Annotated in this window: 12 protein-coding genes; 8 read left to right on the forward strand and 4 right to left on the reverse strand. The window is 64.7% G+C overall.

The window, feature by feature from the left end; all coding sequences use genetic code 11:
• Positions 1 to 924 (reverse strand): 2-hydroxyacid dehydrogenase, encoded by a 924-nt coding sequence (locus LU493_RS03130; RefSeq protein WP_275286475.1) that lies wholly within the window; start codon positions 922 to 924, stop codon positions 1 to 3.
• A gap of 19 nt (positions 925 to 943) precedes the next feature.
• Positions 944 to 2,350 (reverse strand): PLP-dependent aminotransferase family protein, encoded by a 1,407-nt coding sequence (locus LU493_RS03135; RefSeq protein ID WP_275286331.1) that lies wholly within the window; start codon positions 2,348 to 2,350, stop codon positions 944 to 946.
• Positions 2,351 to 2,703: 353 nt separating this feature from the next.
• Here LU493_RS03135 and doeA point away from each other — a divergent pair, with 353 nt between their 5' ends.
• The 8 genes from doeA (at position 2,704) to LU493_RS03175 (ending at position 12,021) form a co-directional block, all read left to right on the forward strand.
• Positions 2,704 to 3,903, forward strand: coding sequence for an ectoine hydrolase DoeA (doeA, locus tag LU493_RS03140; RefSeq protein WP_275286332.1), 1,200 nt, complete (start codon positions 2,704 to 2,706; stop codon positions 3,901 to 3,903).
• A gap of 9 nt (positions 3,904 to 3,912) precedes the next feature.
• The gene (doeB, locus tag LU493_RS03145) at positions 3,913 to 4,941 is read left to right on the forward strand and encodes a N(2)-acetyl-L-2,4-diaminobutanoate deacetylase DoeB (RefSeq protein ID WP_275286333.1); all 1,029 of its coding nucleotides are present in this window, start codon (positions 3,913 to 3,915) and stop codon (positions 4,939 to 4,941) included.
• A 22-nt stretch (positions 4,942 to 4,963) separates the two neighbouring features.
• The gene (locus LU493_RS03150) at positions 4,964 to 5,440 is read left to right on the forward strand and encodes an Lrp/AsnC family transcriptional regulator (RefSeq protein WP_275286334.1); all 477 of its coding nucleotides are present in this window, start codon (positions 4,964 to 4,966) and stop codon (positions 5,438 to 5,440) included.
• A 191-nt stretch (positions 5,441 to 5,631) separates the two neighbouring features.
• On the forward strand, positions 5,632 to 7,113 hold the full coding sequence (locus tag LU493_RS03155; RefSeq protein ID WP_275286335.1) for an NAD-dependent succinate-semialdehyde dehydrogenase: 1,482 nt from the start codon (positions 5,632 to 5,634) through the stop codon (positions 7,111 to 7,113).
• Positions 7,114 to 7,440: 327 nt separating this feature from the next.
• Positions 7,441 to 8,850 carry an aminotransferase gene (locus tag LU493_RS03160; protein WP_275286336.1) on the forward strand — a complete coding sequence of 470 codons (1,410 nt, stop codon included), beginning with the start codon at positions 7,441 to 7,443 and terminating at the stop codon, positions 8,848 to 8,850.
• Positions 8,851 to 8,975: 125 nt separating this feature from the next.
• Positions 8,976 to 9,974, forward strand: coding sequence for a hydroxyectoine utilization dehydratase EutB (gene eutB / locus LU493_RS03165; protein ID WP_275286337.1), 999 nt, complete (start codon positions 8,976 to 8,978; stop codon positions 9,972 to 9,974).
• A gap of 173 nt (positions 9,975 to 10,147) precedes the next feature.
• Complete coding sequence (locus tag LU493_RS03170) at positions 10,148 to 11,089, forward strand: cyclodeaminase (protein WP_275286338.1); 942 nt, start codon at positions 10,148 to 10,150, stop codon at positions 11,087 to 11,089.
• Between the two features lie 251 nt (positions 11,090 to 11,340).
• Positions 11,341 to 12,021: a haloacid dehalogenase type II gene (locus tag LU493_RS03175; protein WP_275286339.1), complete on the forward strand. Its 681-nt coding sequence runs from the start codon at positions 11,341 to 11,343 to the stop codon at positions 12,019 to 12,021.
• 202 nt (positions 12,022 to 12,223) lie between these two features.
• Here the strand turns inward: LU493_RS03175 and LU493_RS03180 are convergent, their stop codons facing one another.
• Together LU493_RS03180 and LU493_RS03185 are read right to left on the reverse strand one after the other, a co-directional pair.
• Positions 12,224 to 12,430: a zf-HC2 domain-containing protein gene (locus LU493_RS03180; RefSeq protein WP_275286340.1), complete on the reverse strand. Its 207-nt coding sequence runs from the start codon at positions 12,428 to 12,430 to the stop codon at positions 12,224 to 12,226.
• Entirely contained in the window at positions 12,424 to 13,026 is a 603-nt protein-coding gene (locus LU493_RS03185; RefSeq protein ID WP_275286341.1) for a sigma-70 family RNA polymerase sigma factor, read from the reverse strand. The genes LU493_RS03180 and LU493_RS03185 overlap by 7 nt, the downstream gene beginning before the upstream one ends.
• Between the last annotated feature and the right edge of the window lie 8 nt (positions 13,027 to 13,034).

The following is a 13,034-nucleotide window of genomic DNA, read 5'->3' on the forward strand; positions in this document are numbered from 1 at the left end:
TCAGTAGCCGGCATCCGGATCGATGGTCGGCTGGGGCGTGCCGGCCTCGAAGGCGCGCAAGGCGTCGGCGACCTGATCGACGGCGTCGCCCAGCGGCGTGGGGCCGGCCATGTGCGGCGTGATCAGAATGCGCGGATGCGACCACAACGGGCTGTCGGCGGGCAGGGGCTCCACCGGGAAGGCATCGAGCAGAGCGCCGCGCAGTCGTCCCGTGTCCAGGGCGTCGAGCAAGGCCGTCTCGTCGATCAGCGAGCCGCGCCCGGGGTTGATCAGGCTGGCCCCTTCGGGCATCAGTCCCAGGGTCCGCGTATCGATGAGGCGTCGGGTGGCGGGGGTATCCGGCAGCAGCAGCACCAGGCTGCGGACCTGGCCGAGCAGGGTGTCGAGGCCTGCGTCGCCATGGTGACAGGTCACATCGTCGAGCTGCCTGGGGGAACGGCTCCAGCCATGCACCGGGAAGCCATCGGCGGCCAGCGAGGTGGCGACCTTGGCGCCGATGGCACCGAGCCCGAGCACGCCGACCGGCCAGTCCGCCTTGTCCGTCATGGGGTGCTCGCGCCACTGGTTAGCGGCTTGCTGTCGGGCGTAGTGGTCGAAATCGCGCTGGAAGTGAAGCACCCCGTAGCGGACATAATCGGCGATCGGGCCGGCCATGCCGGCGTCGCGCAGCTTGACGATGGGCACGTCGCGAGGCAGGGCGGGGTTGTTCAGCAGGGCGTCGACACCGGCGCCCAGGTTGACGATGCCCTTGAGCCGGCTGAGTTCGGCGAACAGCTCCGCCGGGGGCTTCCAGGCGGCCAGGTAGTCGACATCGCGGCGTTGCTTGGCACTCGCCTCGCGGGTCAGGATCTCGGCATCCGGCAGTCGCCGGGCCAGGGCCTCGCGCCAGTCGTCGGCGCGGTCGTGGTGGACGAGTACGCGCATCATGTCCTGCTCCTGCTTGCTAGTAGACGAATTGCATCATGGGCGGTGGCGCCTCGCCGAGCAAGTTGGCGAGGCGTTGCAGGCCTTCCTCGAAACGCTCGATATCCGGCTCGGCGCCGACGCTCAGGCGAACCCGTCGAGGCGCTGCCGTCTGTTCCACCATGAAGGGAACGGCGGTGGTGATGGCGACGCCCTCCTGTTCGGCCTGTTGCTGGAGTTCCTCGGTGCGCCAGGCGGTCGGCAGTGCCAGCCAGACATGCAGGCCGGTGGGGCGAGCGGTGCGCTCGTGTCCGCTCAACAGACGCGTGGCGAGGCGCTGGCGTTCGGCCAGCAATTCGCGCTGTTCGCTGGCCATGTTCTCCAGGGTGTCGTCGGCGATCCAGGCGTCGGCGATCTCGAAGATCAGCGGTGTGGCCATCCAGGTGGTGGCGCGCATGCGTGGCAGGGTGTGATGCAACTGGCCCCGCGGCACGCTGAGGTAGCCGGCCCGCAGCCCCGGCACCGTGGCCTTGGTCAGACTGGTGATATGGAAGCCGAGGTGCGGTACGCGTGCGGTGAGAGGCGTCAGGCCGGGGGGCTCGAGCAGGGCGTGGACATCGTCCTCGATCAGCCAGACACCATGACGTTCCAGCACTTCGGCGACGGCGTCTCTCCGCTCCTCACTCATGGTGGCACCGGTGGGATTGAGCTGAGTGGGGGTCAGGCAGACGGCGCGGGGCTTGAAGCGCCGACAGGCGATGTCCAGGGCCTCGGGCAACACGCCCTGGTCGTCGAGGGCCACTCCCCTCAACTGGAACCCCAGGGTGCGGGACAAGGCGATCAGACCATGATCGGTGAGGGCCTCGGTCAGTACCAGGTCGCCGTGCTGAACGATCGTGGAAATCGCCAGCAGCAGGCCATGAGCCGCGCCGTTGCAGAGGATGCGGTCCTCCGGCTCGCCGGGCACGCCGAGGCGCCGGGACAGCCATTCGCTGGCCCTTTCCCGCTGATGGGGAAGCCCGGCGATCGGACGACTGGCGGTGACGACCTCGGGACTGGCCTGCTCGGCGAGCAGGGCCAGGGTCTCGCGAAAGCGCAGGTGATGGCCGGGGGGGCAGACCGGGTGGGCGATGGACAAGTCGATCAACGCATCCTCGTGGCGGGGTTCGAGGTTGCGCAGGTAGGCGGACTCCCGAGTGTCGTCCAGGGCGTTGATCCAGGTGCCACTGCCGGTACGGGCCTGAACCAGTCCCATCTTCTCGGCCTGCGCGTAGGCCCGGGAGACGGTCTGGACACTGACGCCCAGGGTGTCGGCCAGTTGACGGTGCGGCGGCAATCGCGTGCCGGGCGTCAGCTGGCCCTGACGTATCGCCTCGGACAACGCTCGGGCGATGGCGAGGTACTTGGGGCCCGTATCGGAGAGATAGGGCGTCAGATCAATTGTCATGATTCAATAAAGCCTTTGACCGCCCGCCAAGTGGTGGTGATAGTATCAGACTAGCGATATTGACCGGTAATTGTCATGAGACATGTTAACAAATGTCATGACAATGGACATGGCCCCGTGACGGTCGGCAGGTTTGCGCTATGGAAGCACTGAACAAATAGACGAGCGTAGTGAAGCGCAAGGCGCTCGGAGCACAGAAAGCGAGACATAACATGTCGTTAGGCGAGCTTTCGCGCACCGCGTAACGCAGCGATTTGCACGCGCAGGCATTTGTGCAGTGTTTCCCTATGCCCCGGTGCCTCGGGCAAGAGGCAGCCGGATATTGGTGACATGATCGTTTGGCGAGCGATTTCATGATTCAGGTTTCATTACCCTTCACTCGCGAGGAATACGCTGGCCGGCTATGGAAGGTGCGTACCGAAATGGCGAGCCGGGGTATCGACGTGCTGATCATCAGCGACCCGTCCAACATGGCGTGGTTGACCGGTTATGACGGCTGGTCATTCTACGTGCATCAGTGCGTGCTGATCGGCCTCGAGGGCGAACCGGTCTGGTACGGACGGCGCATGGATGCCAACGGGGCACTGCGCACCTGCTGGATCGATCCGGACAACATCACCTACTACCCGGATCACTACGTCCAGAATCCGGACATGCATCCCATGGACTATCTGGCCCAGACGATCCTGCCCGACCGTGGCTGGCACAAGGGCGTCGTGGGCATGGAAATGGACAACTACTATTTCTCGGCCAAGGCGTATCAATGCTTGCTGAGAGAGTTGCCCCATGCGCGTTTCATGGACGCCAACGCGCTCGTCAACTGGTGTCGCGCGATCAAGTCGCCCCAGGAGATCGAGTACATGCGCATCGCCGGCAAGATCGTCGCCGGCATGCACTCGCGGATCCTCGAAGTCATCGAGCCGGGGCTACCCAAGAGCAAGCTGGTATCGGAGATCTACCGGGTCGGTATCGAGGGCTGGACATCGCCCGACGGCAAGGTATTCGGTGGCGACTATCCGGCCATCGTGCCGATGTTGCCCACGGGCAAGGATGCGGCGGCCCCCCATCTGACCTGGGACGATTCGCCCTTTCGCGAGGGCGAAGGGACCTTCTTCGAGATCGCCGGGGTCTACAAGCGCTATCACGCGCCGATGTCGCGCACCGTCTATCTGGGGCGTCCGCCGCCCGAGTTCGTGCGTGCCGAGTCGGCGTTGCTCGAGGGCATCGAGAATGGCCTGGAGGTGGCCAAGCCCGGCAACCGCACGGCCGATATCGCCATGGCGCTGGGTGCGGCCATGGACAAGTATGGCTTCGACCGGGGCGGTGCACGTTGCGGTTACCCCATCGGCATCAGTTATCCGCCGGACTGGGGCGAGCGCACCATGAGCCTGCGCCCCTCCGACGAGACAATCCTCGAACCGGGGATGACGTTCCATTTCATGCCCGGTCTGTGGGTGGAGGACTGGGGCCTCGAAATTACCGAGAGCATTCTGATCACCGAGAACGGTTGCGAGACGCTGGCCGATTTCCCGCGCCAGCTGTTCGTCAAGTAAGGAGTCCCCATGAGCAAGCAACCCGGCCAGCAGCGGCCCAGCCCGATTTCCGCCACCGTCGACTTCGATGCCGAGGGTGTCCAGCATGGTTTTCTCAAGCTGCCGATCTCCAACGACGAGTCGGCCTGGGGCGCGGTGATGATCCCCGTCACCGTGGTCAAGCGTGGCGAGGGGCCCACGGCGCTGTTGACCGGCGGCAATCACGGCGACGAGTACGAGGGCATCACCGCCCTGCAGAAGCTCTCCAGCCGACTGCGCGCGGAGGACGTCCAGGGCCGGGTGATCATCGTGCCGATGATGAACACGCCGGCCTGCACGGTCGGCCGCCGTACGTCGTCGATGGATGGCGGCAACCTCAACCGCAGCTTCCCGGGGGACCCGGACGGCTCCGTCACCGAGAAGATCGCCGACTATTTTACCCGGGTGCTGGTACCGATGAGCGATGTCGTGCTCGACCTGCACTCCGGCGGCCGGACGCTGGATATCATCCCGTTCGCCGCCTCCCATGTGCTCGATGATGCCGACCAGCAGCGCCGCGCGCTGGAAGGGGCCAAGGCCTTCGGCGCCCCCTATGCCATCATGATGTTCGAGCTCGACGCCGAGGCACTGTTCGATACCGCCGTGGAGCGTCAGGGCAAGATCTTCGTGGCCACCGAGCTGGGTGGCGGCGGCACCTCGACGCCCGAGAGCCTGGCCATTACCGAACGTGGCATCGATAATTTCCTGGTGCACTACGGCCTGGTCGAGGGCGAGCTCCAGGCTCCCGCCGAGCCCCAGATCTATCTCGATATGCCCGATGCCAGCTGTTACGTGCAGAGCGAGCACACCGGCCTGCTCGAGCTGACCGTGGCGCTGGGCGATCCGGTGACCGAGGGGCAGGTGATCGCCCGGGTCTATGACATGACCCGCAGCGGCGTGGCACCCATCGAGTATCGAGCTGGGCGCGATGGCGTGCTGGCCGCACGACGCTTCCCGGCCAGTGTCAACATGGGTGATACCATTGCGGTGATCGCCGAGGTCGTCGAGTCGCTCGGCTGAATACGGACAATCAGGTAGCCCCATGAAGCTTGATCGCTATGATCTGAAGATCCTCGAGATCCTTTCCAGGGACGGTCGTATCACCAAGTCGAAGCTGGCCGAGGCCATCAATCTCTCGGTCAGCCCATGCTGGGAGCGCGTTCGGCGCCTGGAGAAGGCCGGCGTCATCGAAGGCTATGGCGCTCGCCTCAATACCGATGTGCTGGTCAAGCGCACCCCCGTCTGGGTACAGATCGAGCTCAAGGCCCACAACGCCGAGAGCTTCGCCCGTTTCGAGGCACTGGTGCATGAGACCCCGGAAGTGACCGAGTGCGTGGCCGTCGGCGGCGGCCTCGATTATCTGGTCAGGATCGAGGCGGATACCATCGACACCTACCAGCGCCTGATCGACGACTGGCTGACCTCGGATGTCGGCATCGAGCGCTATTTCACCTACATCGTCACCAAGACCGTCAAGCGACCGTCGGCCGGTATTTCCGCCGATGATCTCGCGACATGAGGCGCAACGGCGGCGGGCAGAAAAAACACCAAGTTACCCGCACGGGAAAAAAAATCCTCATGCTTCCGGTGCCTTGCTTCGAAAAGTCCTGAGCCCTCATCTCCCTTACCATGGAGGCATCACGCGGCCATCGCCGCGGTTGTCTTCATGGTCGGCGTCGCATGGACGTCGGCGTGTCAGGGGAGGTGCTTATGACGCTGTCCAACCAACTCAGCGATCTGCGACTGTTCCGTCAGTACGCCTACATCGACGGCAAGTGGACTCACGGCGATACCGGCCGAGAGGAAGCCGTCTTCGATCCTGCTACCGGCGAGGCCCTCGGCCATATCCCGGTGCTGGAAGCCGAGCAGATCCGGGGCGCGGTGGACGCCGCCGAGGCGGCATTCGTGCAGTGGCGCGCTCTGCGCGCCGACGAGCGCTGCGAGCGCCTGCTGGCGTGGTATGACCTGCTGCAGGCCAACCGCGAGGACCTGGCGACCATCATGACCCTGGAGCAGGGCAAGCCTCTGCCCGATGCCCGTGGCGAGGTCGAGTACGGTGCCAGCTTCGTGCGCTGGTTCGCCGAGGAAGGCAAGCGCACCTTCGGTGACACCATTCCCAGCCATATTCCCAACGCCGCGCTGGGTACCCTCAAGGAACCGGTGGGCATCGCCGCGCTGATCACGCCCTGGAACTTCCCGTTGGCGATGATCACCCGCAAGGCCGCCGCCGCCATGGCCGCCGGCTGTCCGGTGATCGTCAAGCCGGCCCACGAGACGCCCTATTCGGCGTTGGCTCTGGCCGAACTGGCCGAGCGTGCCGGTATCCCTGCCGGGGTGTTCAACGTGGTGCTGGGCGATGCCCCCGAGGTGTCGAAGCTGCTGTGCGATGACGACCGCATCAAGGCGTTATCCTTCACCGGCTCCACCCGGGTCGGCCGGCTGCTGATCGAACAGTGCGCGCATACCGTCAAGCGCGTGTCGCTGGAGCTCGGCGGCAATGCCCCCTTCATCGTGGGGCCGGACATGGATCCTCGAGAAGCTGCCTTCGCGGCGGTGGCGGCCAAGTTCCAGACCGCCGGCCAGGACTGCCTGGCGGCCAACCGCATCCTGGTCCACGAGTCGATCCACGACGAGTTCGTGACACAGTTCGCCGAACGCATGGCGGCGCTGACCGTGGGCAACGGCCTGGAAAGCGAGGTCGATCTCGGCCCGCTGATCCACGGCCAGGCGGTGGAGAAGGCCTCGTCCATCGTCGACGACGCTGTCTCTCGTGGCGCCACCCTGGTGGCGGGCGACCAGCGCGAGGCGCCCGGCCCGAACTTCTTCATGCCGACCCTGATCACCGGCGTGACCCCGGAAATGCAGGTGTGGCGCGAGGAGAACTTTGCACCGGTGGCGGGCATCACGTCCTATCGCGACGACGACGAGGTCATCGAGATGGCCAACGACACCGAGTACGGCCTGGCGGCCTATGTCTACACCCACGACATCCGTCGCATCTGGAAGCTGCTGCGGGCGCTGGAGTACGGCATGGTCTCGGTCAACTCGGTGAAGATGACCGGCCCCCCGGTACCCTTCGGCGGCGTCAAGCAGTCGGGGCTGGGCCGCGAGGGCGGCGTGACCGGTATCGATGAATATCTCGAAACGAAGTATTACTGCCTGGGAGCCCTGGGTTCGGTTTCTGGGAGCTGAGCATGCTGCGCTCGGTCAGGCGGCGTTAAAAATCGGCTCAAACTGCTCATTTACTCAATGTAAACTCCGCTTTTTCGCCGATTTTTGCCTTGCCTGACCATCGCTCGCAGTGCTCTTTCGTCTGGAGTACTGCGTCGCTAGTGGCTGAGGCGACAGGTCGTAGTGAGGGTCTTTTGCCAGGGATGGCAAAAGTAGCGCCCAGGGATGGGTTTACAGCGCCCTCACAGAGACCTGCCGCCGAATCGCCGCATACAGGAATCGCCAGGACACACCGAATTCGATGAACCTTCTCTCCGGCAGAGCCGGGGAGTCTCACTGGAGAAACGCATGACCACGCACAAGGATCTGATCGACCGCGATCGCAAGGTGACCTTCCACGCCTCCACGCACCTGCGCGACTTCGCCCAGGGTGATGCGCCGGGCCGCGTGATCACCGGTGGCAAGGGCATCAAGATCGTCGACAAGGATGGCCGCGAATTCATCGACGGCTTCGCCGGTCTGTACTGCGTCAACATCGGCTATGGTCGCAGCGAGGTCGCCGAGGCGATCTACCAGCAGGCCCTGGAGATGTCTTACTACCATACCTATGTGGGCCACTCCAACGAGCCGCAGATCGCGCTTTCCGAGAAGATCCTCGAGCTGGCCGGCCCGGGTATGTCCAAGGTCTACTACGGCATGTCCGGCAGCGATGCCAACGAGACCCAGCTCAAGATCGTGCGCTACTACAACAACGTGCTCGGTCGGCCGCACAAGAAGAAGGTCATCTCGCGGATGCGCGGCTATCACGGCTCCGGCATCGCCTCCGGCTCGCTGACCGGCCTGAAGGCATTCCATGATCATTTCGACCTGCCGATCGAGACGATTCGCCATACCGAGGCGCCGTACTACTATCATCGTGCCGCCGAGCAGGAAGGCATGACCGAGCGCGAATTCTCCAGGCATTGCGCCGCCAAGCTGGAGGAAATGATCCTGGACGAAGGTCCGGACACCGTGGCGGCCTTCATCGGCGAGCCGGTGCTCGGCACCGGCGGCATCGTGCCGCCGCCCGAAGGTTACTGGGATGAAATCCAGGCGGTGCTGGCCAAGTATGATGTGCTGCTGATCGCCGACGAGGTGGTATGCGGCTTCGGCCGGACGGGCAGCGACTTCGGCAGCCACCGCTATGGCATCAAGCCGGACCTGATCACCGTGGCCAAGGGCCTGACCAGCGCTTACCAGCCGCTGTCCGGGGTGATCGTCGGCGACCGTGTCTGGGACGTGCTGGAGCAGGGTACCGGCGAATATGGCCCGATCGGTCACGGCTGGACCTATTCCGGTCACGCGCTGGGCTGTGCCGCCGGGCTGGCCAACCTGGCGATCATCGAGCGCGAGGGCCTCACCGCCAACGCCGCCGAGACCGGCGCCTACCTGCAGGAGCGCATGCAAGCGGCCTTCGCCGACCATCCGGTCGTCGGCCAGGTGCGTGGTGTGGGGATGATGGCCGCGCTGGAGTTCTCCGCTGACCCGGCGGTGCGTCGTCACTTCGATCCGTCCCTCAAGGTCGGGCCGCGCATGTCTGCCGCCGCCCTCGAGGAAGACTTGATCGCGCGTGCCATGCCGCAGGGCGACATTCTCGGCTTCGCGCCGCCGCTGACCACCACGCGCGAGGAAGTCGACGAGATCGTCGCGCGCACCGAGCGGGCAGTGAACAAGGTGACCGATGCACTGACCCGGGAAGGCGCCATCCAGGCCGCCTAGATCGTGTACGGGACATCGACGATAGCGTGATGACATTCGCCGCGGGGCTCCCTGCGGCGAATGTCGTTGTTGTGGACGTCAATGATGGATCCTACCGTCGCATGATGCGAGAAAGGGGAGGTGAGATGTCGACACCATCGCATGGCGTGACCCTGGCCGAGATCTATGCGGCGCGTCGACGCATCGCCGGGCAGGCGGTGCGCACGCCACTGGTGCGTTCCGAGGTTCTGTCGCGACGCTTCGATGCCGAGATTCTGCTCAAGCTGGAGACTCTGCAGCCTACCGGTGCCTTCAAGCTGCGTGGCGTCACCAACATGATCGCGGCCATGCTGGAACGCAATGGTCGCGAGGCCCTGGCGGCGGGCGTGACCACCGCATCCACCGGCAATCACGGTCGAGCGGTGGCCCACGCCGCTTCACGGCTCGGTGTGCCGGCGGTGGTCTGTCTATCGAGGCGGGTGCCCGACAACAAGGTTGCGGCTATCGAGGCCCTGGGTGCCGAAGCTCGGCGCGTCGGCGATAGCCAGGACGAGGCCTTCGGCGAGGTCGAGCGGCTGGTGACCGAAGGCGGCATGGTGGCGATTCCTCCTTTCGATGACCCCTTGATCGCCGCCGGCCAGGGCACCATCGGCGTGGAGCTGATGGAGGACGCGCCGGACCTCGATCGCGTGCTGGTGGGGCTTTCCGGTGGCGGCCTGCTGGGTGGCATCGGCGCCGCCCTCAAGGCAATCCGCCCGTCGCTGGAAGTGACCGGCGTGAGCCTGTCGCAAGGCGCGGCGATGCATGACAGCCTGCTGACCGGCCATCCGGTGACGGTCGAGGAAGTCGACAGCCTCGGCGACTCGCTGGGTGGCGGTATCGGGCTGGACAATCGATGTACCTTCGCGCTGGTACGTGAGGTCATGGACTCGCACTGGCGTGTCTCCGAACGCGCCATTGCCACGGCCATGGTCGATATCCTCGAGCACGAGAAAGTCCTCGTCGAAGGTGCCGCCGCCGTGGGGCTGGCGGCCCTGAACGAACACGACCTGGACGTGCGAGGGCACACGGTAGCACTGGTGCTCTCCGGCAACGGCGTATCGCTGGAAACGCTTGATCGCGCCCGCTCCCTGGCGGGACGATGAATGTCGAGCTTCGAGCTTCGAGCTTCGAGCTTCGAGCTTCGAGCTTCGAGCTTCGAGCTTCGAGCTTAGAGCTTAGAGCAGGGAGTTGCAGCTCTGGAGGCGGTTGTCGGGGGTCGGATCTCGCATCTCGCCGCTCGTATGCTTTGGGTTTCGAGCTTTTGAGGAGGTTTTCCATGCAGCTCCACAATCGCGATGCCATCGCCCGGGTCGTGACCCTCGATCATGACGCGCTGGCGGCGGTGGAAGCCGGTTTCGCTGCCCTGGGCCGGGGTGAGGTGGTTCAGCCGCCCATCCTGTCCATGGCCATCGAGGAGGCCAACGGCGAGGTCGACGTCAAGACGGCGCACATTCGCGGCGCCGAACGCTTCGCCATCAAGGTCAGCCCGGGCTTCTTCGACAATCCCGGGCTCGGGCTGCCGAGTCTCAATGGCCTGATGATGGTGTTTTCTGCCAGGACCGGGCTGGTGGAGGCGGTGCTCTTCGATGAAGGCTATCTGACCATGATTCGGACTGCCCTGGCCGGTGCCATTGCCGCGAAGCATCTGGCGAGAGAGAACAGCCATCGTGTCGCCGTGCTCGGTGTCGGCGAGCAGGCCGAGCGGCAGGTGGAGGCGTTGCGGCTGGTGCGCGATATCCGCGTCGTCGATGTCTGGGCACGTCGTCGGGACGCCGCCGAGTCGTATGCCGAAACGCTGCGCGGTCGCGGTCTGGAGGTCAAGGTGCATGACGATGTGCCGGCTGCCTGCGAGCGGGCCGACATCATCGTCACCGCCACGCCGTCCCGGGAGCCGCTGTTGCAGGCGCGGGACCTGCCGGACGGCGTGCATGTCACCGCCATGGGCTCGGACAGTCCCGACAAGCGCGAGCTGGATATCTCCCTGCTGACCCGCGCCGATGCCTTCGTCTGCGATACCCGGGCCCAGAGCGAGGTCAACGGCGAGCTCAAGGCGTTTGCCGGACGGGAGACGCCCTTCAAGGTTCACGAGCTGGGGCAGGTCATCTCGGCCCGCGAGATGCTGCGGCTGTCGGACGCCACCATCACGGTCTGCGATCTCACCGGTACCGGCGTGCAGGATACCGCCATCGCCGATTATGCACTGTCCCGGCTGTCCTAAGCTTTGTCTGAAAAGTCGGCGAGCGATGGTCAGACAAGGCAAAAATCGACGAAAAGACGGAGTTTACGCCGTGTAAATGAGTATTTTGAGTCGATTTCTAACGCTGGATGGGCAAGCGCAGTTAGTTTTCGGATAAAGCGTAGCCGTGGGTGGGGCATGGCATTGAATGCCCCCGCTTGCCGACGGTGGGCACAGGGGCCAATCTTGAAGTCGGAGATGTTTGCCGCACCCCCTTTGTCGAGGAGACCGCAATGAGCCGACGCGTACTGGCCTTCGATGTCTATGGCACCCTGATCGATACCCATGGCGTGGTCGATGAACTGCAGGCGCGCCTGGATGAGCCGTCCATGGCCGGCGACTTCTCGCGACGCTGGCGCGACAAGCAACTGGAGTACAGCTTCCGACGAGGACTGATGGGTGCCTACGTGGATTTCTCGCGTTGCACCCGGGAGGCCCTGGAGTTCACCGACCGGCTGCTGGGTACCGGTCTGTCCGAGACCGACAAGGAACACCTGATGGGGGCCTATGCCGGTCTGCCGGCCTTTGCCGATGCCAGTTCGGCGCTGGCCCGTCTCGCCGAGACCGATCTCACCTGCGTGGCCTTTTCCAATGGTGGTCGGGAAGCCGTGGCCGGGTTGCTCGAAGGCGCCGGCCTTGGCGAGTATTTCGCCGATATCGTCAGCGTCGAGGAAGTCAGGCGCTTCAAGCCGGACCCGGCGGTCTATGCCCACCTGCGCCAGCGTCTCGAGGTCGAGCCCGGGGATACCTGGCTGATTTCCAGCAATGCCTTCGATGTCATCGGCGCCCGCCACGCCGGACTGCATGCCGCTTGGGTCCGGCGCAGCCCCGAGGCGCCCTTCGATCCCTGGGGCATCGATCCCGATATCACGGTGTCCGATCTCGAGGGGCTGGTCGGCTACCTGGACTATTAACCCGGCAAGCTTTCATGTCGGGTCAATCGCGGCACAGGGACGTGCCGCCGCCGGCCGTCAGGCCGGCGCGAGCCCGCGCCACACTAGAAGATCCACGCATCTGCGCCAGCGTGGTGCGGGCGACAATCCAATAGATCAGGACGATCTATTGGATCGCCAGGTTAATAAGTGCAGGGGGCCAGTTCCGGTGTGACGGGAACATTCACTGCCGGGGGGCGTCGGTCCTCCGATTCTCCGCCGGGGGCTCGAAACGCCGGTTCACGTGATGCAAGAGTTCGAATTGACGATCGCACTCGCGGCAGGCGCTGCACATCGCCAGATGGAAGCGTAGCGAGACGCGCTCGCGGATTGTCAGGGGACGATCCCGCTTCATCGACATCAGCCGGGTCGCGTCTTTGCACATCAGCATGTGGAAGTCTCCGTCAGCCAGCCACTTTCGATGCAGGCGCGCAGCCTCAGACGAGCGCGGTGCAGCATCACCCAGCAGTTGTTTTCCTTGATGCCGACTTCGTGGCAGATGTCACGGGTGGAAAGTCCCATCAGCTCGCGCAGCGAGAAGATGCGGGCGAGGTTGTCCGGCAAGCCGATCATGCAAGCGTCGAAGACTCGCCAGAAGGTTTCGTTCTCGAATGAGGCCTCGGGCTCTCCCCAGGAAGTCGGGCGGGCATGTTGCTCCCACCGCCCGTTCTGCCGGAACAGGCGATCGACGACGTCGTCACTGGCTTCGTTCTCCAGCGGTTGCCACCGGCCGCTGTGTTGCTGGGCGCGCATGGCATCGAGCAGCTTGTGCTTGAGGATGCCGAACACCCAGGTTTCGTAGCCGGCGCGTCCGGAGAACGAGTCGCTTTTTTCCATGGCGGTTACCAGGGTGTCCTGAACGGCATCTTCGGCCTGGGCCTTGTCGCGTAGATGCAGGAGGGCGAAGGACACCAGTCGAGGTCGAACGGCCTCGAGGCGCCTGCCATAGCCTTCTGCTCCGGCAGCGGTCTTGGTGCTGTCGTTCACGCCTCCCC

The organism is Halomonas elongata, assembly GCF_029081005.1.
Classification (GTDB): Bacteria; Pseudomonadota; Gammaproteobacteria; order Pseudomonadales; family Halomonadaceae; genus Halomonas; species Halomonas elongata_B.